Source organism: Actinoplanes sp. NPDC023936, from assembly GCF_040639325.1.
GTDB lineage: Bacteria > Actinomycetota > Actinomycetes > Mycobacteriales > Micromonosporaceae > Actinoplanes.
In genome coordinates, this window is the sequence record NZ_JBEZZR010000018.1 from 86,618 (window position 1) to 106,545 (window position 19,928).

Annotated in this window: 18 protein-coding genes and 3 tRNA genes; 14 read left to right on the forward strand and 7 right to left on the reverse strand. The window is 71.0% G+C overall.

The annotated features are described in order from the left end of the window. Positions 1–325: 325 nt before the first annotated feature. A complete protein-coding gene (gene arfB, locus AB0F72_RS23250) occupies positions 326–751 on the reverse strand; it encodes an alternative ribosome rescue aminoacyl-tRNA hydrolase ArfB (protein ID WP_360434971.1) in 426 nt (141 codons plus the stop codon). Positions 752–827: 76 nt separating this feature from the next. On the opposite strand from arfB, the gene AB0F72_RS23255 reads away from it, so the two are divergent. From AB0F72_RS23255 to AB0F72_RS23270, 4 genes are read left to right on the forward strand one after another with little or no spacing between them, the layout of a single operon-like run. Beyond that, positions 828–2,174, forward strand: a complete 1,347-nt coding sequence (locus AB0F72_RS23255; protein WP_360434973.1) for a pitrilysin family protein — start codon at positions 828–830, stop codon at positions 2,172–2,174. Next, positions 2,171–3,499 (forward strand): pitrilysin family protein, encoded by a 1,329-nt coding sequence (locus AB0F72_RS23260; RefSeq protein WP_360434975.1) that lies wholly within the window; start codon positions 2,171–2,173, stop codon positions 3,497–3,499. Before AB0F72_RS23255 ends, AB0F72_RS23260 begins: the two co-directional genes overlap by 4 nt. A gap of 51 nt (positions 3,500–3,550) precedes the next feature. Then, positions 3,551–4,552 carry an endonuclease/exonuclease/phosphatase family protein gene (locus tag AB0F72_RS23265; RefSeq protein WP_360434977.1) on the forward strand — a complete coding sequence of 334 codons (1,002 nt, stop codon included), beginning with the start codon at positions 3,551–3,553 and terminating at the stop codon, positions 4,550–4,552. Then, positions 4,549–5,100 carry a GNAT family N-acetyltransferase gene (locus AB0F72_RS23270; RefSeq protein WP_360434979.1) on the forward strand — a complete coding sequence of 184 codons (552 nt, stop codon included), beginning with the start codon at positions 4,549–4,551 and terminating at the stop codon, positions 5,098–5,100. Before AB0F72_RS23265 ends, AB0F72_RS23270 begins: the two co-directional genes overlap by 4 nt. Here the strand turns inward: AB0F72_RS23270 and cimA are convergent. After that, entirely contained in the window at positions 5,078–6,649 is a 1,572-nt protein-coding gene (cimA, locus tag AB0F72_RS23275; protein ID WP_360434981.1) for a citramalate synthase, read from the reverse strand. The genes AB0F72_RS23270 and cimA overlap by 23 nt on opposite strands. Before the next feature lie 220 nt (positions 6,650–6,869). On the opposite strand from cimA, the gene AB0F72_RS23280 reads away from it, so the two are divergent. Then, positions 6,870–7,616, forward strand: coding sequence for a tyrosine-protein phosphatase (locus AB0F72_RS23280; protein WP_360434982.1), 747 nt, complete (start codon positions 6,870–6,872; stop codon positions 7,614–7,616). Between the two features lie 205 nt (positions 7,617–7,821). On the opposite strand, the gene AB0F72_RS23285 is transcribed toward AB0F72_RS23280, so the two are convergent. Further along, complete coding sequence (locus AB0F72_RS23285) at positions 7,822–8,763, reverse strand: 3-methyladenine DNA glycosylase (RefSeq protein ID WP_360434984.1); 942 nt, start codon at positions 8,761–8,763, stop codon at positions 7,822–7,824. 260 nt (positions 8,764–9,023) lie between these two features. Between AB0F72_RS23285 and AB0F72_RS23290 the strand changes: the two genes are divergently transcribed. The 6 genes from AB0F72_RS23290 (at position 9,024) to AB0F72_RS23315 (ending at position 11,515) form a co-directional block, all read left to right on the forward strand. Then, positions 9,024–9,266 (forward strand): helix-turn-helix transcriptional regulator, encoded by a 243-nt coding sequence (locus tag AB0F72_RS23290; protein WP_360434986.1) that lies wholly within the window; start codon positions 9,024–9,026, stop codon positions 9,264–9,266. A gap of 46 nt (positions 9,267–9,312) precedes the next feature. After that, entirely contained in the window at positions 9,313–10,107 is a 795-nt protein-coding gene (locus AB0F72_RS23295; protein ID WP_360434988.1) for a fumarylacetoacetate hydrolase family protein, read from the forward strand. A gap of 62 nt (positions 10,108–10,169) precedes the next feature. Further along, a complete protein-coding gene (locus tag AB0F72_RS23300; protein WP_360434990.1) occupies positions 10,170–10,976 on the forward strand; it encodes an NmrA family NAD(P)-binding protein in 807 nt (268 codons plus the stop codon). A gap of 63 nt (positions 10,977–11,039) precedes the next feature. After that, positions 11,040–11,111, forward strand: a tRNA-Gln gene (locus AB0F72_RS23305). A 57-nt stretch (positions 11,112–11,168) separates the two neighbouring features. Further along, positions 11,169–11,241: transfer RNA gene (locus AB0F72_RS23310), tRNA-Glu, on the forward strand. Positions 11,242–11,442: 201 nt separating this feature from the next. Further along, positions 11,443–11,515, forward strand: a tRNA-Glu gene (locus AB0F72_RS23315). A 162-nt stretch (positions 11,516–11,677) separates the two neighbouring features. On the opposite strand, the gene AB0F72_RS23320 is transcribed toward AB0F72_RS23315, so the two are convergent. The 4 genes from AB0F72_RS23320 to AB0F72_RS23335 all read right to left on the reverse strand — a co-directional run bounded on the left by AB0F72_RS23320 (position 11,678) and on the right by AB0F72_RS23335 (position 16,794). After that, complete coding sequence (locus tag AB0F72_RS23320) at positions 11,678–12,430, reverse strand: MBL fold metallo-hydrolase (RefSeq protein ID WP_360434992.1); 753 nt, start codon at positions 12,428–12,430, stop codon at positions 11,678–11,680. After that, the gene (locus AB0F72_RS23325; protein ID WP_360434994.1) at positions 12,427–13,215 is read right to left on the reverse strand and encodes an alpha/beta hydrolase; all 789 of its coding nucleotides are present in this window, start codon (positions 13,213–13,215) and stop codon (positions 12,427–12,429) included. Before AB0F72_RS23325 ends, AB0F72_RS23320 begins: the two co-directional genes overlap by 4 nt. A gap of 89 nt (positions 13,216–13,304) precedes the next feature. Beyond that, positions 13,305–16,076: a LuxR family transcriptional regulator gene (locus AB0F72_RS23330; RefSeq protein WP_360434996.1), complete on the reverse strand. Its 2,772-nt coding sequence runs from the start codon at positions 16,074–16,076 to the stop codon at positions 13,305–13,307. Positions 16,077–16,107: 31 nt separating this feature from the next. After that, positions 16,108–16,794 carry an IclR family transcriptional regulator gene (locus tag AB0F72_RS23335; protein WP_014447202.1) on the reverse strand — a complete coding sequence of 229 codons (687 nt, stop codon included), beginning with the start codon at positions 16,792–16,794 and terminating at the stop codon, positions 16,108–16,110. Between the two features lie 49 nt (positions 16,795–16,843). Here AB0F72_RS23335 and leuC point away from each other — a divergent pair, with 49 nt between their 5' ends. The 3 genes from leuC to AB0F72_RS23350 all read left to right on the forward strand — a co-directional run bounded on the left by leuC (position 16,844) and on the right by AB0F72_RS23350 (position 19,853). Further along, complete coding sequence (gene leuC, locus AB0F72_RS23340) at positions 16,844–18,298, forward strand: 3-isopropylmalate dehydratase large subunit (protein WP_360434998.1); 1,455 nt, start codon at positions 16,844–16,846, stop codon at positions 18,296–18,298. 19 nt (positions 18,299–18,317) lie between these two features. Continuing rightward, positions 18,318–18,908 carry a 3-isopropylmalate dehydratase small subunit gene (gene leuD, locus AB0F72_RS23345; RefSeq protein ID WP_360435000.1) on the forward strand — a complete coding sequence of 197 codons (591 nt, stop codon included), beginning with the start codon at positions 18,318–18,320 and terminating at the stop codon, positions 18,906–18,908. Positions 18,909–19,070: 162 nt separating this feature from the next. After that, positions 19,071–19,853, forward strand: a complete 783-nt coding sequence (locus AB0F72_RS23350) for an HU family DNA-binding protein (RefSeq protein ID WP_360435002.1) — start codon at positions 19,071–19,073, stop codon at positions 19,851–19,853. Positions 19,854–19,928: the final 75 nt, after the last annotated feature.

The following is a 19,928-nucleotide window of genomic DNA, read 5'->3' on the forward strand; positions in this document are numbered from 1 at the left end:
TGACCCGCCCCGATCCAACGCGCGCGGGCAGCCCCAACCCGCGTGTGGATTTCGGGTGCGGAGCGCGCCCCAACTCAACACGCACGGGCAGGCCCAACCCGCGTGTGGACTTCGGGTGCGGAGCGCGCCTCAATTCAACACGCCGCCGGGCGCCGGCCAGTGCGTGTGGATTTCGGGTGCGGAGCGCGCCCCAATTCAACACGCGGGAGTGGCCACGCGCCGGTAGCGCTAGGCGCGCAGCGGCCTTGGGCGGGCAGGTGGTCGCGGGGGACTCTCGGGGATGGGGCCGGTGCGGTTGGGGGCGGTCGTGCGCGTACTCGATATTTCAGTCTATGTCGCCTCGGCGGCCCTTTTTCACCTGGCCGCGACGCTTCTTCTCGGCGATGCGGCGCTCGACCGCGCCGCGGGACGGCCTGGTGGCGCGGCGCTGACGGGGTGGCGCGGCGATCGCCCCGGCGATCAGGCCGGCCAGCCGGGCCGCGGCAGCCTCCCGGTTGCGCAGCTGGGAACGGTGCTCGGAGGCGGTGATCGTGAGCACACCCTGGACGAGGCGGTTGCCGAGGCGGTCGGCGGCGCGCTCCTTCAGGACCGTGGGCAGCAGGTCGCTGCCGAGCACGTCCCACGACAGCTCGACCCTCGAATCGGTGGTGTTGACGCCCTGGCCACCGGGGCCGCTCGCACGGGAGAAACGCCATGAGAGCTCGGCCGCCGGGATGGTCAGGCGGTCGTTCACCCGGATGTCCTCCAGCACGCGCCAAGCATTCCACCCTTCACGATCATGCGCCACGCGGTTATCGGCGGCTCTCCGGCAGTGCAAGATTGGTGGGGTGACGTCACCAACCGCACCGGTCGCCACGACCGGGTATCCGTGGCCCATCGAAACAACGCGGCTCGCGAACGGCCTCCGGGTCGTCGTGAGCGAGGACCGGACCGCACCGGTCGTCTGCGTCAACCTCTGGTACGACGTCGGCTCACGGCACGAACCGGCCGGCCAGACCGGGTTCGCCCACCTCTTCGAGCACCTGATGTTCGAGGGTTCGCAGCATGTGAAGAAGACCGAGCACATGAAGCTGGTGCAGGGCAACGGCGGCTCGCTGAACGCCACCACCAACCCGGACCGGACGAACTACTTCGAGACGATGCCGTCGGAGCACCTCGAGCTGGCTCTCTGGCTGGAGGCGGACCGGATGGGCGGGCTGGTCCCCGCGCTCACCCAGGAGACGCTGGACAACCAGCGCGAGGTGGTGAAGAACGAGCGCCGCCAGCGGTACGAGAACGTGCCGTACGGCGACGCCTGGCTGCGCCTGCTCCCGCTGCTCTACCCGCAGGGCCACCCGTACCACCACGCCACGATCGGGTCGATGGAGGACCTGAACGCGGCCGCCCTGGAGACGTTCCAGGCGTTCCACCAGCAGTACTACGCGCCGAACAACTGTGTGCTCACGGTCGTCGGCGACACCACGCCGGCCGAGGTGTTCGCGCTGGCCGAGAAGTACTTCGGCGGGATCGCGGCGGTGCCGGGCATCCCACCCGCCCCGGACGGTAGCCTGCCCGCCCCGGCGACCGAGCCGGCCGCCGAGACGGTGACCGCCGACGTGCCCGCGCCGCGGATCTACCTGTCGCACCGCACCTACCCGTTCGGCACGGCCGGCTACGACACGATCACCGTGCTGGCGACGGTGCTCGGCAGCGGCCGGGGCAGCCGGCTCTACCAGCGGCTCGCCGACGGCGCCCGGATCGCCCAGCCGGACTACATCGGGTCGTACGGCGTCGACCTGGCGCACGCGCCCGCCCCGCTGATCGTCACGGCGACCGCGAAGGACGGCGTGCCGATGGAGACGCTGGAGGCGGGTCTCGCCGAGGTGATGCAGAGCCTGATCGACGAGCCGGTGACCGGCGACGAGCTGAACCGGGCGAAGGCGCTGCTCACCACGGCCTGGTGGCGTCAGGTCTCGACGGTCGGCGGCCGCGCCGACACGCTGGGCCGGTACGCCACGCAGTTCGGCGACCCGGCCGCCGCCGCGGACCGCCTCTCCGGGTGGCTCGCGGTGACCGCCGAGGACATCGCGAACGCCGCCGCCGAGACCCTGCGTCCCGAGTCCCGCGTGACGCTGCGATACCTGCCGCAGGAGAAGACCGACCTGCCGCAGGAGAAGACCGAGGAGCAGGCATGACCCTGATCACCGAACGACCGCTTCCGGGAACCGCCCGGCCGTACACGTTCCCGCAGGTCCGGCGGGTGGGCAACGTGATCGCCGCGCACCTGCCCGGCCAGATCCTCGCCAGCGCGGTGCTGCTGCTCGACGCGAGCGCCGCCCGCGAGACCGAGGGCCGGGAGGGCACCGCCACGGTGCTCGCGAAGTCGCTGGAGGAGGGCACGAAGAAGCGCGACTCGGCGGCGTACGCGCTGGCCCTCGAAGGACTGGGCGCCGAGCTCTCCCCGTCGGTCGACTGGGACGCGTTCCGGGTGGGTGTCTCGGCCCCCGCGCCCATGCTGGCCGACGCCGTGCGCCTGGCCGCCGAGGCCGCCCGCACGCCGCGGCTGGACCCGTCGGACGTCGCCCGGGTGCGTGACGACGAGGTGACCGCCCTGCGGATGGACTGGGCCCAGCCGGGTCCGCGGGCCGACGCGGCTCTGCGCAAGGACCTGTTCGCGGCGGACGGGCGCTACTCCCGGCCGCTGCACGGCGACCCGGCGAGTGTCGCTGCGGTGACCGTGGAGGACGTGCTCGCCTTCCACGAGGCGTGGATGCTGCGGCCGGGTGTGCTGCTGGTCGCCGGAGACCTGGACGCGCTGAACCTGGACGCGCTGGCGGAGGCCGCTTTCGCCGGCACGTCCGGTGAACCGCTGACGCCGGAGGGCCCGCTCGGCGTGCCGGTCCGGCCGGGCCGCCGCACGATCCTGGTGGACCGGCCCGGTTCGGTGCAGTCGACGCTGCGGATCGGGCACCGCGCTCCGGAGCGGGCGACGCCTGACTACGTGGCGATGACCCTCGCGGCGACGGTGCTGGGCGGCGCGTTCACGTCCCGGCTGAACCACCTGATCCGGGAGGTGAAGGGCTACACGTACGGCATTCGCGGCTCGTACGGGATGACCCGCCGCGCCGGCCGTTTCGAGGTGGCCGCCGGGGTGCAGACCGCGGTGACCGGCCCGGCCGTCGCCGACACGCTCGGCGAGATCCGCCGGACCCAGCAGGAGGGTGTCACCGAGGCGGAGCTGGAGGTGGCCCGGTCGTGGCGGGCCGGCCAGCTGTCGGTGGAGATGCAGACGCCGGGCGCGATCGCCGGCGCGCTGTCCACGCTGGTGGTGCACGGCCTGCGGGACGACTACTACGAGACGCTGCGCCGGGAGTACCTGGAGGCGACAGTGGAGCAGGTGTCCGACGCGGCCGCCCGGCATCTGGCGGTGGACGGGCTGACGCTCGTGGTGGAGGGTGACGCCGCCGTGATCCGCGATGATCTGGCCGAGTTCGGCGAGCTCGTCGACAGCGACATCTGAGGCGACGGCCGCCGGGGAGCACCCTGGCGGCCGCCCGCTAACGTCACCGCCATGACGATCACCGACGCGCCCGCCGAGACGCGCCCGGCCCATCGCCCCCGGCTCACCCGCACCCTGCTGATCTGGCTGCTGGTGGTCCCGGCCGTGGTCTGGTTCGTCATCCGGGCCTTCGGGCTCGAGGGCGGCCGGATGATCCAGGGCATCGCCTTCACCCCGTACGTCGCTCTCTGGTCGCTGATCCCCGCCCTGGTCGCGCTTCTCGCGCGGCGCTGGGGCGCCGCGGCCGTGGCGGTTCTGACCGCTTTCGGACTGGCGATGGGCGTGGTGCCGCGCGCGCTGCCGAACCTCGACCGGGGACCCGCGGACGGCGTGACGCTGACCGTGATGACGGCGAATCTCCTGTTCGGCGGCGCCGACCCGGCGGCCGTGGTGCGGCTGGTCCGGGAGAACGACGTCGCGGTCCTGGCCGTGCAGGAGTTCACCGAGCCGGCCCGGGACGGTCTGCGCGCGGCCGGTCTGGAGGAGCTGCTGCCGCATCACGAGTTCGCCGCCGAGCCGGGCGCGAGCGGCTCCGGCCTCTATTCGCGGTTCCCGATCACCGCGCCGGCGTCGCACCGCACCGATGGCGGCTTCCTCCAGTCGTACGGGACGATCACGCCGCCGGGCGCCGGTCCGGTGCTGGTCGAGTCCGTGCACCCGCTGGCGCCCGCGGTGCCGGAGAGTTTCGGTGGCTGGCGGTCCGACCTGGCCGGGCAGCCGGCGGCGGATCCGGAGGGCACGCCGCGGATCCTGGTCGGCGACTTCAACGCGACGCTCGACCACAAGCTGCTGCGCGACTTGATCAAAACCGGTTACCGGGACGCGGCGGAGACCACGGGTGAAGGCCTGATCGGCACCTGGGGCCCGTACGACGGCGACCTGATCCCGCCGGTCACGATCGATCATGTGCTGGTCGACGAGCGGATCGGCGTGCGCGACATCTCCGTACATGGTGTGAAAAATTCTGACCATCGTGCCGTGGTCGCGGCCCTCACCCTCCCGGAGGCGAAATGATCAGGCCGGTCACCGTCGAGGACGCCGCCGAGCTGGCCGCGCTCCTGACCGCCAACCGCGACTACCTCGCCCCGTGGGACCCGATCCGCGACGACGGCTTCTACACCGAGGACGGCCAGCGGGAGCTCATCGCGCACGCGCTGCGGTCCGGCGCCGCCCACCCGTACGTGATCGTCGAGGACGACACGATCGTCGGCCGGGTGAACCTCAACAACGTGGTGCGCGGGCCGTTCCTCTCGGCGAGCCTCGGTTACTGGGTCGCCGAGAGGGCGGCCGGGCGCGGGGTCGCGACCGCCGCTGTCGCAGCCGTGGTCGGCAAGGCGTTCACCGAGCACGGCCTGCACCGGGTGGAAGCCGGGACGCTCACCCACAACGTACGGTCGCAGCGGGTCCTCGAACGCAACGGCTTCACCCGGTTCGGCCTGGCGCCGCGCTACCTGAAGATCGCCGGCGAGTGGCAGGACCACATCCTGTTCCAGAGGCTCAACGATCCAGACCGCACGCTCACCGAGCCAGACCGCACGCTCAACGAGCCAGACCGTACGTGAGGGCGTCGACGAGCGCGGTCCACGAGGCGTCGACGATGTTCTCGTGCACGCCCACGGTGGTCCACTCGCCGCGGCTGTCGCTGGTCTCCAGCAGCACCCGGGTGATCGCGTTGGTGCCGTGGCTGCCCTCCAGGATCCGCACCTTGAAGTCGGTCAGCTCGAACGTCTTGAGCTGCGGGTAGTTGTTGGACAGCGCGGTGCGCAGCGCCTCGTCGAGCGCGTTGACCGGGCCGTTGCCCTCGGCGGTCGCGATGATCCGCTCGCCCTCGACGCGTACCTTCACGGTCGCCTCGGAGATCACCTTGCCGTCCTCGCGGTGCTCGACCAGCACCCGATAGCTCTCCAGCTCGAACGGCCGCGGCACCTCGGCGCCCGGCAGCTCGCTGCGGACCAGCAGCTCGAACGACGCGTCGGCGGCCTCGAACGACCAGCCGTCCGCCTCCAGCTCCTTGACCTTGTTGGTGACGGCGGTCGTGGTCTCCGGGTGGCCGGCCAGGTCCAGCCCGAGCTCGGCGCTCTTGAGCTCGATGCTGGCCCGGCCGGCCATCTCGGTCACCAGGATCCGCATGTCGTTGCCGACAACCGACGGGTCGATGTGGTTGTACAGCAGCGGATCCACCTTGATCGCGCTCGCGTGCAACCCCGCCTTGTGGGCGAAGGCGGCGGCCCCGACGTAGGCCTGGTGGGTGTCGGGGGCGATGTTCGCGATCTCGGCGAGCGCGGTGGAGACCCGCGTCGCCTTCTCCAGGCATCCGTCCGGTAGGACCTTCAGCCCGAGCTTGAGTTGCAGATTGCTGACCGTGGCGAACAGGTCGGCGTTGCCGGGACGCTCGCCGTACCCGTTGGCCGTGCACTGGAAGTGCTTGACCCCCGCCTCGACCGCGGCGACCGTGTTGGCGACCGCGCAGGAGGTGTCGTTCTGGCAGTGGATGCCGAGCTGCCCGGGATCGACTCCGGTGAGCTCGACCACCTGGCGGATCGCCGCGGTGATCATCGACGGGAGCATGCCGCCGTTGGTGTCACACATCACCACCCGCTCGGCGCCGGCCTCGAAAGCGGCAGTGACCACGCTGGCGGTGTACGCCGGGTCGTACCGGAACCCGTCGAAGAAGTGCTCACAGTCCACGAACGCCCGCCGGCCGTTCGCCACCAGGTGCCGCACAGTGTCCCGGACCATGGCGAGGTTCTCCTCACCGGTGGTGCGCAGCGCCCGCTCGACGTGCCGGATGTCCGACTTGGCGACCACGCAGACGACCGGCGTCTCGGCGTCCAGCAGCGCCTTGACCTGCGCGTCCTCGGCCACGTCGACGCCCGCCTTGCGGGTCGAGCCGAACGCGACGAGCACCGCGTGCGCCAGGTCCAGCTCGGTCTTGGCCCGCTCGAAGAACTCGGTGTCCTTGGGCATCGCGCCCGGCCAGCCGCCCTCGATGAAACCCACGCCGAATTCGTCCAGCAGGCGCGCGACCGCGAGCTTGTCGGCGACGGTGTAGCTGATTCCCTCGCGCTGCCCGCCGTCGCGCAACGTCGTGTCGAACACCTGGTAGTCCATCGGGGAAGTCCTCTCGGTTGGTCACCCACCACAACAAAAAGACCCCCCGCGGATGCGGGAGGTCTGCGCGTCGGCTCTGTGCTCGTCAGAGGCGTTGCTCGTCGGAGGCGGCCGGCGCGCTGGTGCGAATAATCAGCACGGAGTGGGTCACGAGATGAAGCATGCCACTAACCGGGTTCGTGGGAAGCGCCGTTCCACTTTTCGAGACTAAGTTGGTCGCGTGGTGGACGAATCGTATTCACGAAACCTGCCCTTCTCGAAGGCGTACAACTTCCGTGACGTCGGCGGTTACACCGGCCTTGATGGACGGACGGTGCGCTGGCGCCGCCTCTTCCGGGCCGACTCGCTGCACCGGCTCGGTGAGCAGGACGCCGAGGCGTTCGCGGCGCTCGGCGTCCGGACCGTGATCGACCTCCGCCGGCCGCACGAGGTGGAGAAGTTCGGCCGTGTCGCCGAGGAGCACGGCGCCGACTACCGCAACCTGGTCCTGCGCCACGTGGACTGGGAGGAGGTCGGCCACCCCGAGGACACCGTGCACGAGCGCTGGCTGGCCGACCGCTACCTGAACTTCGCCGAGGACGGCCACGAGGCGCTGCTGGAGTCGCTGCGGGTGATCGCGAATCCTGCGGCGGCGCCCGTCGTCGTGCACTGCATGGCCGGAAAGGATCGCACCGGCACGGTCTGCGCCCTGGCCCTCTCCCTGCTCGGCGTCGGCGACGAGGAGATCGCCGCCGACTACGCCCTGACCACCGAGGCGATGCGCCCGCTCACCGAGTACCTGTTGCGCACCAGCCCGGAGTCGATCCTCGGCAACGAGCACATGTTCGACTCGCCGCCCGAGGCCATGCTGATGTTCCTCGCGGACCTGCGCGCGATCCACGGATCGGTCGAGGGCTACGCCAAACAGATCGGCCTCACCGACGACGAGATCGCTGCGATGCGCGCCCACCTCCTCAACCCCATCTAGGCGCGACAACGGGCGGCCCGGCCCGTAGCTCCCGCGGCGACAGTCGATGAGGGCACACCGTTGCCGTCCGTGTGGCCTGGTCTCGGCTATGGCGGAGGTCAGGGTTCACGATGACGTTGGGTGCGACCTCGTCCACCCTCGTTCCCGATGGTGGACGGCTCGCGGGCGAGGAGGGCTCGCCTCGCCTGGCTCGCGTCTCCGCTGGTCAGCGCTGGTTGAAGGGGGCCACTGCCTCGCGGTTCTGCGCGGAGGCCTCGGGGCCGAGCAGCTCCTCGCAGACGCGGATCAGGCGGCTGCGCAGGCCCGCCGCGCGACGGGCGAGTTCGCGCTGGCGGGCGACGTACTCCGCCTTGCCCTCCGGGGTCTCGATCTTCACCGGGGGATGGCCGTAGGAGGCCAGGTCGTAGGGGCTGGCCTGCATGTCGAGCAGGCGGATCTCGCCGGCCAGGGCGAAGCAGTCCAGGGCCAGCGCGCCGGGGACCGCGGGGCCCAGTTTCTGCGCCCACTTGTGCACGTCCATGGCGGCGTGCAGGCAGCCGGGCTGATCGAGGTCGACCTGGGTGGCCCGGGTGGGCTGCAGGCGGTTGAGGCCGACCGCCTCGGGGGTGAAGAAGCGGAACGCGTCGAAGTGGGTGCAGCGGATCGTGTGCTGCTCCACCACCTTGTCGGTCTCCGCCTGGCCGAGGCGTAGCGGCAGCTCGTGGCGGTGGTCGGGGTCGCGGTAGACCATCGCCCACTCGTGCAGGCCGAAGCAGCCGGAGAAGACCGGGCGGGACGCGGTCGCGGTGAGCAGGCCGTGGATGTAGCGCACGCTCTCGCCGCGGGCGTGCAGGAACGCGTCCTGGTCGAGTGTCACCACCCCGTCCGGATGGGTGACGTAGAACTTCCACCCGGCGTGCTCGGCCACGCCGTCGGGCGCCGGGGCGAGGCCCGCGCCCACGCCCGGATGCCAGCGGCGCAGCAGCGACGGGCGGGTGTTGTAGTAGTCGTAGAGAAAGTCCTCGATGGCGTGTTTCTCGCCGGCGGCCCGGCGGGCACGGTGGTCCGCGGTCATCTGGTCGGCGCGCTCGGCGTGCGCCCGGGCAAGGGGTATCCAGGTGACCGAGGGCAACGTGGTGGTGAGTGCCCTCACCTGCTTGATCCCCATCGCACCAATGTATATAGCCAAGGCGATCAACACGATCACCGTTTGGCGCGAATGAGTTCCGCCACGGTATGTACGCCGATCGAACCCGTACCGTCATGAAGTACAGCTGCTCAAACGTGTAGTACATCTACTACAAAATTGATAGTGTGCTGGACATGACAGCAGCGGTCATCGAGGTGCGTGACCTCCGGATGAGTCCGGCTCGGTCATGGCGGCCCGTCGTGAGCGTGCGATGACGCGCATGGGCGTTTGAGGGAGCGATGGGCAGCGAGGTCACGTTCAACCGGATCGCGATGCTGCGCGCCGAGCGGGGGATCTCCCGGCGGCAGCTCGCGGATGCCCTCGGAGTGCACTACCAGACGGTGGGCTACCTGGAGCGCGGCGAGTTCAGCCCCAGCCTGCACCTGGCGTTGCGGATCTCGGAGTACTTCGGGGTGCCGATCGAGGTGGTGTTCTCGCTGCGGCCGTTCCCGCGCCTGGGCGCGACGGCGGAGTCGGCGTGAGAGCGTAGATTTCGAGGGAATCTGCGTTCCTAGAGATGGGGTTACCGTGCGTTTCGCCCGATTTGTTCATGCCGGTGGAGTTTCGTTCGGCGTCGTCGAGGGCGACGGCTCCTCGGGCCTGACGGTGGCCGAGATCAACAGCCTGCCGTTCGAGGAGGTCCGCTTCACCGGTCAGCGGTGGGCGCTCGCCGACGTGCGGCTGCTCGCGCCGATCTTCTCCAGCAAGGTGATCGGAGTCGGCCGCAACTACGCCGACCACGCGGCCGAGATGGGCAACGAGGTGCCGAAGGAGCCGCTGATCTTCATCAAGCCGTCGACCTCGGTGATCGGGCCGAACGACGCGATTCGCATCCCCAGCGTCACCCAGCGGGTCGAGGAGGAGGCCGAGCTCGCCGTCGTCATCGGCGCGACAGGCGCCCGCCGGGTCGACCGGGCCGGCGCCGAGAAAGCGATCTTCGGCTACACCTGCGGCAACGACGTCACCGCCCGCGACCTGCAGCGCAAGGACCCGCAGTGGACCCGCGCCAAGGGCTTCGACTCGTTCTGCCCGATCGGCCCGTGGATCGTCACCGGCCTGGACGTGAGCGACGTCGAGGTGCGCTGCGAGGTCGGCCGCGACCCGGAGAACATGGAGGTGCGGCAGATCGGCCGGACCAAGGACATGGTCTTCGACATCCCGAGCCTGATCTCGTACGTGTCGCACGTCATGACGCTGCTGCCCGGCGACATCATCCTCACCGGCACGCCGGCCGGCGTCAGCCAGATCGTGCCCGGCGACACCGTGTCGGTGAGCGTGCAGGGCATCGGTGAGCTGCGGAACCCGGTCGTGGCGCTGGATTGAGAATCGGCCGGCCGCACCCGGCCGGCCTTTTTTCGTGAGCTAACTCCGTATACCGTACGGAAATGAAGATTCTAGTGACCGGCGCCACCGGCAACGTCGGCCGGATGGTCGTCGACGAACTTCTCGCGCTCGGCGTCAGCGGCATCCGTGCGCTCACCGTCGATCCCGCCGCGGCCGCGCTGCCGGCCGGTGTGGAAGTGGTGCGCGGCTTCGTCGGCCGGCCTGCCACCATGCCCGCCGCCCTTGCGGGCGTCGAGCGGATGTACCTCGCGCCGCACCCCGCTTCCGCTGCCGAGGTGTGCCGGCTGGCCGCCGAGGCCGGGGTACGGCACATCGTCGACATGGCCGGCGCGAAAGGCGAGCACTGGCAGGCCGTCGAGGACGCGGTGGAGGCGTGCGGGGTGGCGTACACGCATCTCGAGCCCGGAGAGTTCATGTCGAACGCGGACCTCTGGGCGCCGCAGATCCGGGCCGGAGACGTGGTCCGGGACGCCGGCGGTGACGTCGTCAACGCGCCGGTCGCCCAGGAGGACATCGCGGCGGTGGCCGCCCGGGTGCTGCTCTCTCCGGCTGATCATGTGGGCCGCTCCTACGAGCTGACCGGCCCGGAGGCGCTCAGCCGGCGGCAGAAGGTCGCGGCGATCGGGCGGGCGCTCGGCCGGGACCTGGAGTACGTCGAGCTCACCGGCGACGAGGCCCGGTCGCTGTTCACGTCGCTGATGGGCGAGTACGGGGACTGGTACCTGGACGGCCTCGCCCAGCTGGCCGGCCATCCGCAGCCTGCGGTATCGACTGTCGCTGATCTGCTGGGCCGCCCGGCGATGACATACGAAGAGTGGGCGCGCCGTCACTCGGATCTATTTCGGTAACCCGATTTGGCGGGCCGGGTGGGCTCAGGTAAAGTTCTCAACGGCTCGGCAAGCCGGGCCAAATGGGGTATGGGGTAATTGGCAGCCCGACTGATTCTGGTTCAGTTAGTCTAGGTTCGAGTCCTGGTACCCCAGCGCTTCTCCTCCCGCGAGGGAGGGGAGTGCTGGAGCTTCTCACGAAGTGCAGCAAGGGGTCCCGTCGTCTAGCGGCCTAGGACGCCGCCCTCTCAAGGCGGTAGCGAGGGTTCGAATCCCTTCGGGACTACATCAACGAACGGCCCGCATCGAACTGATGCGGGCCGTTCGCGTTCCCCGGGTGTAACGCGCTGCCCGCTGCCCGCTGCCCGCTGCCCGCTGCGAGCGGGCGGGGTGACTGCCGCGGCGGCGGTGGCCGATTTCGGGTGGGGGACTGGGGCTGATAGAGTTCAGCCCGCCGCACGGGGGAGTTCGCACCGAGCGGCAAAAGGGTCCCGTCGTCTAGCGGCCTAGGACGCCGCCCTCTCAAGGCGGTAGCGAGGGTTCGAATCCCTTCGGGACTACATCCAGAGAACGGCCCGCATCGAACTGATGCGGGCCGTTCTGCTTGCCGGAGACAGACGTGACTCAGGGCGGCCCGGCGGGAAGACTCACCCGCATGACCGACATCACTGTCCGCCGGATCGACTACGGCTGGTTCGTCCGGCCGGCGCCGTCTGGGAACCCTAGATCTGCTGCGGCACCCCGGGGGTGAGCCAGGTCAGGGCGGAGGACGGGAAAGCCGCCTCCACCCCGGCCCGCCCCTCATGGAAGTGCGACCACCCCTCGTAATGCACCGGCACCACCCGCCGTGGCTTCACCGAGGCGATCAGCCGGGCCGCGTCCCGGCCGTTCATCGTGTACTTGATCGGCCCGGTCAGCCCGAATCTCACCTCGCCCAGATGGACGATCGCGGTGTCGACGGTGAGCCGGGACGCCACCTCGCGTACCCCGCCGAAGAGCACCGTGTCCCCGGTGATCCAGACCACCGACGGCGATCCGGCCGGGCGCAGCGCGAACCCGATCGCGTCGCCGACGAGGCCGCGGCTCAGCGGTGGTCCGTGCCGGGCCGGGGTGGCGATGATCCCCAGATCGCCGACGGTGGCCCCGGCCCACGGCGTCAGGCCGACGGAGGTGCAGAACGGATCGAGACGCCGGGCGCCGCTGGTCGTGGTCACCACCACCGGGGCCGACGGCAGCAGGGCCCGCCCGGCGTCGTCCAGGTTGTCCGCGTGGTGGTCGTGGGTGAGCAGCACCGCGTCGATCCGGCCCAGCTGGTCCGGCCGCAGCGCCGGCCCGGTGACCTTCACCGACGACGTGCCGAGGCCGAACGCGTACCGCCGGCCCGGCTCGTCGAACGTGGGGTCGGTGAGCAGGCGCACACCGTCCAGCTCGATCAGCGTGGTGGGGCCGCCGATGTGGGTGATCGACAGCTTCACCGGGCGTGCCGCAGGGCCCAGTCCAGCACCTCGTCGGCGATCTGCTCCCAGCCCTTCTGCGCGGGAAGCAGGTGGGCGTAGCCCTCGTACTCCCGGCGTTCGGTGATGGTGTTCGACTTGTAGTGCTTGGCGTTCGACTCCTGGATCGCCGGCGGCATGATGTGGTCCTCGGAGCCGGAGACGAAGAGCAGCGGCGCCCGGTCGTCGTTGTGATAGTCGACCCAGGTGTCCTGGTGTCCGGGCTGGAAGTTGGCGAGCACGCTGCCCCACAGGATGCCGCCGTTGGCCGGGATGGCGTACCGCTCGTAGAGGTACCGGGACTCTTCCTCGGAGAACGTGTTGGTGAACGCGTAGGTCCACTCCTCGAAGCTGAGCGGCACGGCCCGGTGCCGGTTCGCCGGGCTCTTCAGCACCGGGAAGGTGGACTTCACCTGGGAGAGCGGCACGACCCGGACGCCTTCGGTGGGCGCCGAGTTCATCGCGACGCCGGCCGCCCCGTACCCGTGGTCGAGCAGGATCTGGGTGAACGCCCCGCCGGCCGAGTGACCGATGATGATCGGTGCCTCGGGCAGCTTCCGGATCTCCTCCTCGTAGTGGGCGATGATCTGCGGCACGGTGACGTTCAGAATCGGGGCGGGGTCGGCGTTGAGCGCCTCCACCTCGACCTCGAAGCCCGGGTATCCGGGTGCGATCACCGGGTGCCCCTTGGCCTCGTAGTGCGCGATCCAATTCTCCCAGCTGCGCGGCGTCACCCAGAATCCATGGACCAGAACGATCGGTTTCAAGATCGATACCCCCTGTCGAGAACCTGCGTCGATCCTCATGGGAGCGATCCCGCACGCGCATCACGTGTCACGCGTAGTCGCGCGTGCGATCAGTCCCGCGGAGCCTCCCGGATCGCCTCCCGCAGCTGCCGCCGGGAGCTGACGCCGAGTTTCCGGAACACCTTGCGCAGGTGGTAGTCGACGGTGCTGGCGCTGAGGAACAGATGCGCCGCGATCTCGGCGTTCGTCGATCCGGCGCGGGCCAGGCGCGCAACGGCGGCCTCCTGCGGGGTCAAGGCCGTTTCGTCGCTTGCGGGTACGGGGGACAGCGCGTGCTCGCCGAGCGCCGCGAGCTCCTGCCGTGCCCGGTTCGCGAAGGCGCTCGCCCGGACGTCCTCGAACATCTCCAGCGCCCCGGCGAGCTGGTCACGGGCGTCGCGTCGCCGTCGCCGCCGGCGCAGCCATTCCCCGTACAGCAGCCGGGCGCGGGCCAGATCGCCGTAGCCGGCCGTCCCGCCGAGCAGCTCGATCGCGTCCCGGTAATGCTGCTCGGCCCGCTCCGGCCCGCTCATCAGCGCCTCGCACCGGGCCAGCAGGCCCAGCGCCAGGGGAGTGTCGCTGGCCCGGGCGGCCAGGGCCAGGTCGTCGTGCGCGGCGGTCGCGGTCGCCCGGTCGCCGGAGCGCACGGCGGCCTCGACGAGATCCGGGAGCGCGTAGGCGTACCGCCGGGGCCGGCCCAGGTCGACGATGCGCAACAGCGCCTCGCGGGCCGCGCGGTAGTCGCAGCTCGCGTTCTCCAGGACGCCCATGGCGAGCAGGGTGACCGACCGCATGCCGCCGAGGTGCAGCATCTCGAAGACTCCGAGCGCGTGCGGCACGGTCTCCCGGAAACCGGCCGGCGCCCGCCAGGCCACCAGCTCGGGGTGCCGCCACACCTGTTCCTGCTCCGAGGTGACGCCGATCGACCGGCGCACCCGCATCCCGGTGGCGTCGTGCTGGTCGGCGTGGTTGAGCCGGCCCAGGGTGGCCTCGGTCATCGCCCCGACGAAGTGCACCAGATCGAGCGCGTGCAGCGCGCCGGTGCGCCGGGCCGCGCCCTCGGCCCGCTCGATCAGCAGCATCCGGCCGGCGTCGTCCCAGAGCTGGTTGGCGAAGTTGATCCCGACGACGAATCGCCGGAGCAGCGTCTCGTCCGGGACGGCCGGGTCGGTGATCGCGGCGACCGCCCGGCGCAGCGCCGGTGTGCCGGTCCGGTAGCCGCCCAGGACGAACGCCGCGTACCCGGCCAGCAGCAGCCCGTCCAGCCCGTCCGGGTCGGTGCCGGCCAGCCGGGCCGCCTCGGCGGCGACCACCGTGTCGTCGATCGAGGCGAGGTGCTCGGCGGCGCTGGCGTGGTCGACGGCCTGTACGACGGCCCGGCGAGCCCGGGGGTGGTCGTCGCCGAACGCCGCGGCCGCCCTCAGGCACAGCTCCGAGGCGTCCCGCAGCCCGGTCGGCGCACCCACGTTGACGGTGGCGAGCGCCCGGGTGAGCAGGGCGGAGCCGAGTGCCGGGCCGGTCAGCAGGTCACCGTCCACGGTGTCCAGCAGCGCCAGGGCCCGGGCCGGCGCGCCGGCGGTCATCGCGGCGGCGGCCGCCTCGACCTGCCGCCCGGCGCGGACGGTGGTGTCCGGGGTGAGCTCGGCGGCCCGGCTCAGGAAGGCGACCCGTGCGCTGTAGCCGCCGCGCGCTCCGGCCCGCCCGGCGCGGCGCTCCAGCTCGGCGGCGACGTCCTCGTCCGGCGCGGGGGTGGCGGCCGCCAGGTGCCAGGCGCGCCGGTCGGCCTCGGCCGGATCGGTGGTGCCCGCGGCGAGCGCGGCGTGCACGGCCCGGCGCTGCGCCGGCGCCGCGTCGCCGTAGACGGCGGATCGGACCAGCGGGTGCTTGAAGCGCACCGGAGGCGAGCCGGCGATCAGCCGGTCGGCCTCGGCGGGGGCGGCGTCCTCCGGCGCGGCGGCGAGGAGCCGGGCCGCGGCCAGCAGGTGCTCGTCCCGGCCGCCGGCGCCGGCCGCGGCCAGCAGCAGCCAGGTCCGGGTCTCCGCCGGGTAGTCGCGGACCCGCGACGAGTAGTGCGCCTCCAGGCGGCTGCCGATCGGCAGCGGCTCGGGCAGCGGCGCGGCGCCACGCCACTGGTCGCCGGTGAGCTCGTGACCCAGGTCGGTGAGGGCCAGCGGGTTGCCGCCGGTGGACTCGGCGAGGTGCTCGGCCAGGGCGAGGTCGAGGTCGCCGGTGACCACGTCGGAGAGGAGCGCGATCGCCGCGTCCCGGGTCAGCCCGCCGATCTCGAGCACGTCGATGCCGGCGAAGACGTCGGCCTCCTCCTCGGTGCCACGCCGGCCGAAGAGGCCACGCCGGCCGAAGAGCAGGACCACGCCCTCGGCGTGCAGCCGCCGCGCCACGAACGCGAGCGCCCGCGCCGACTCCCGGTCCAGCCACTGCACGTCGTCGACGACGCAGAGCCGGGGCGCCGCGGCGATCAGGGTGAGCGCCGCGAGGCTGACCAGGTAGAGATCGGGCGGCGGGCCGCCGGCGAGACCGCAGGCCACCTCGAGCGCGGCGCGCTGACCGGCGGGCAGGTGGTGACGCCGGCGCAGCAGCGGGAGCAGCAACCGGTGCAGTCCCGCGTACGGGAAGCCGGCCTCGGACTCGACACCGCTGACGGACAGGCTCTCGGGTGCGGTGCTCGACGCGTACCGCAGGAGGGTGGTCTTGCCGACGCCGGCCTCGCCGCGCAGCACCAGGGCCGCGCTGCGACCGGATCGCGCCGCCGTGAGGAGGCCGTCCAGGACGGCGCACTCAGCTTCGCGTCCGAAGAGCCGATCATCGCGTCCGAAGAGCCGCACGGCGGCAGCCTATCGGACGGTGATCGATGGATTACAGACCGGAGAGCCGCTGGCCGGCCCGGACGACTGCCATGGCGTGGCGTTCGCCGGGGCGGCGGCCCAGACGTTCGATCGGACCGCTTATCGAGATCGAGGCGATCACCCGGCCGGTCCGGTCGCGGATCGGCGCGGAGACGCTGGCCACACCGGGCTCGCGCTCGGCGACGCTCTGCGCCCAGCCGCGGCGGCGGACCTCGGCCAGCGTGCGGCCGGTGAACTTGCAGCGGGGCAGCAGCGGCATGACGGCCTCGGGCGGCTCCCAGGCGAGCAGGATCTGCGCGGCGGAACCGGCCACCATCGGCAGCACCGAACCGACCGGGACGGTGTCGCGAAGACCACTCGCGCGCTCGGCGGCGGCCACGCAGATGCGCTCGTCGGCGCGGCGCAAGTAGAGCTGCGCGCTCTCCCCGGTCGCGTCCCGCAATGCGGACAGGAGAGGCTCCGCGGCGGTCAGCAACACATCCGGAGCGGCGTTCGCCAGCTCGCCCAGACGGGGTCCCGGACGCCACCTGCCCTGGGTGTCACGGACCAGCATCCGATGAATCTCCAGGGCCTGTGCCAGGCGATGTGCTGTTGCTCGGGGCAGCTTCGTTCGCTCGACTAGTTCGGCCAGGCTGGCGCCGTCGACGCAGGCGGCAAGAATGACCACCGCCTTGTCGAGAACGCCGACACCGCTCATACTGTGTCCCACAAGCCGAAACATACATTCCAGAATTTAGGATGTCCAGATGGTGGGAGTCACTCCCCAGAGCGGGAAACCCAGGACCCTGGCCGAGAAGGTCTGGGATGACCACGTGGTGCGCACGGCCGAGGGCGAGCCCGACCTGCTCTACATCGACCTGCACCTGTTGCACGAGGTCACCAGCCCGCAGGCGTTCGACGGTCTCCGGATGGCCGGTCGCCCGGTCCGCCGGACCGACCTCACGCTGGCGACGGAGGACCACAACACCCCGACCGGGTACGCGGATCCTGCCTTCAACACCCGCCGTGGCGAGCTGCTCACGATCGCCGACACCGTCTCGCGTACCCAGATCGAGACGCTGCGGAAGAACTGCGCCGAGTTCGGCGTCGAGATCCGTCCCCTGGGCGACGTGAACCAGGGCATCGTGCACGTGATCGGCCCGCAGCTCGGCCTCACCCAGCCGGGCATGACGATCGTCTGCGGCGACTCGCACACCGCGACCCACGGCGCGTTCGGCGCGCTCGCCTTCGGCATCGGCACCAGTGAGGTCGAGCACGTGCTCGCCACCCAGACGCTGCCGCAGGCCAAGCCGAAGACGATGGCCGTCACGGTCGTCGGCGAGCTCGGCCCGGGCGTCTCGGCGAAGGACCTGATCCTCGCGCTGATCACGCAGACCGGCACCGGCGGCGGCAACGGCCACATCGTGGAGTACCGCGGCGAGGCCATCCGCAAGCTCTCCATGGAGGGCCGGATGACCATCTGCAACATGTCCATCGAGTGGGGCGCCAAGGCCGGCATGATCGCGCCGGACGAGACCACGTTCGCGTACCTGAAGGGCCGCGAGCACGCGCCGCGGGGCGCCGACTGGGACGCCGCTGTGGCGTACTGGCAGACCCTCGCCACCGACGCGGACGCCGAGTACGACACCGAGATCATCCTGGACGCCTCGACGATCAGCCCGTTCATCACCTGGGGCACCAACCCGGGTCAGGGCGCCGCGCTGGACAGCGTCGTGCCGAGCCCCGAGGACTTCCTGGACGAGGTCGAGCGGTCCGCCGCCGAGCGCGCCCTGGAGTACATGGATCTGACGCCGGGCACCCCGTTCCGCGAGGTTCCGGTCGACGTGGTCTTCGTCGGCTCCTGCACCAACGGCCGGCTCGAGGACCTGCGTGCCGCGGCCGAGGTGATCCGCGGCCACAAGGTGCACGAGGGCGTCCGGATGATGATCGTCCCCGGCTCGTACCAGGTGCGCGAGCAGGCCGAGGCCGAGGGCCTCGACAAGGTCTTCAAGGAGGCGGGCGCCGAGTGGCGCTTCGCCGGCTGCTCGATGTGTCTCGGCATGAACCCGGACACGCTCAGCCCCGGCCAGCGTGCCGCCTCGACCTCCAACCGCAACTTCGAGGGCCGGCAGGGCAAGGGTGGCCGCACCCACCTGGTCTCGCCGCAGGTCGCCGCCGCCACCGCCGTGGTCGGCAAGCTGGCCGCCCCGGCCGACCTCTGATCTTCCGGGAGAAGAACCCATGGACAAGTTCGTCACCCACAGCGGCACGGTCATGCCGCTGCGCCGCTCTGATGTGGACACCGACCAGATCATCCCGGCGGTCTACCTGAAGCGGGTCACCCGGACCGGCTTCGAGGACGGCCTCTTCAACGCCTGGCGTGAGGACCCGGACTTCGTGCTGAACCGGCCGGCCCACGCCGGCGCCACGATCCTGGTGGCCGGCCCGAACTTCGGCACCGGCTCGTCCCGGCAGCACGCCGTCTGGGCGCTGCGCGACTGGGGTTTCAAGGCCGTCATCGCGTCCCGGTTCGGCGACATCTTCCGGGGCAACTCCCTCAAGGAGGGCCTGCTCCCGATCCAGCTCGATCAGAAGATCATCGAGAGCCTCTGGGACCTCGCCGAGAGCGAGCCGGAAAAGCAGATCACGGTCGACCTCGAAGCGCGCGTGGTTCGCGTGGACGACGCCGCCTACGGCTTCCCGATCGACGATTTCAGTCGCTGGCGGCTGATGGAAGGCCTCGACGACATCGGACTCACGCTTCGCAACGAAGAGGCGATTACCGCGTACGAGAAGCGGCGTCCCGCTTTCAAGCCGGTCGTCGTCCTTTAGCTCATCGGTTGCAATTCGCCCCGGCCGGTCGCCCGGCCGGGGCGAATTCGTTGGGACACAACGGCTTTTTTGCCGCGAATGTTTGTGTCTCCAGGTCACAGGGCATACCGTGCGCGCAGAATGGCCCGTGACGGGCCAGTTCTCACGTCCGGGAGGAAAACCGTGAACAAGGCCGAGCTCATCGAGGCGCTCGCCGTCCGACTGGGTGACAAGAAGGTCGCGACCCAGGCACTGGACGCGTTCATCAGCGAGGTGCAGAACGCCGTCGCCAAGGGCGACAAGGTGGCCCTCACCGGCTTCGGCTCTTTCGAGAAGCGAGTGCGCAATGCGCGTACCGCACGGAATCCGCGAACCGGTGAGCCGGTAAAGGTCAAGAAGACGTCGGTCGCAGCGTTCAAACCGGGAAGCGCGTTCCGGGAGCTGGTGGCGAGTGGCAAGCCGGCCAAGGCCGCCACCGCCGGCAAGAGCACCGCGGCGAAGAAGACGACGGCCACCAAGGCGACGGCTGCCAAATCCACGGCTGCCAAAGCCACGGCCAGCAAGGCGACAGCCACCAAAGCCACGGCGACCAAGGCCACGGCGGCGAAGTCGGCTGCCAAGGCCACCGCGAGCAAGGCCACGGCGAGCAAGGCCACCGCGAGCAAGGCGACGGCCACCAAGGCGGCGCCGGCCAAGGCGGGCGCGGCGAAGGCCACCGCCACCAAGGCCACGGCGAGCAAGGCGACCGCTGCCAAGGCCACCACGGCCAAGTCGGCGGCCGCGAAGAAGACCACGGTCGCCAAGACCGCGCCGGCGAAGAGCGCGGCGAAGAAGACGACGAGCAAGGCGGCGCCGGCCGCCCCGAAGGCGACGAGCACGGCTGCCAAGAAGACGGCACGCAAGTCCACCACGCCGGCGGCGGCGCCGGCCCGAGCCCGTACCGCGTCGTCGCGCAAGGCGCGCTGACCGCTGTCGCACCGAAGGCGTCCACCCGCTGGGTGGACGCCTTTCGTGTTCCGGGTCCGCAGGCGTCGGGCCGGT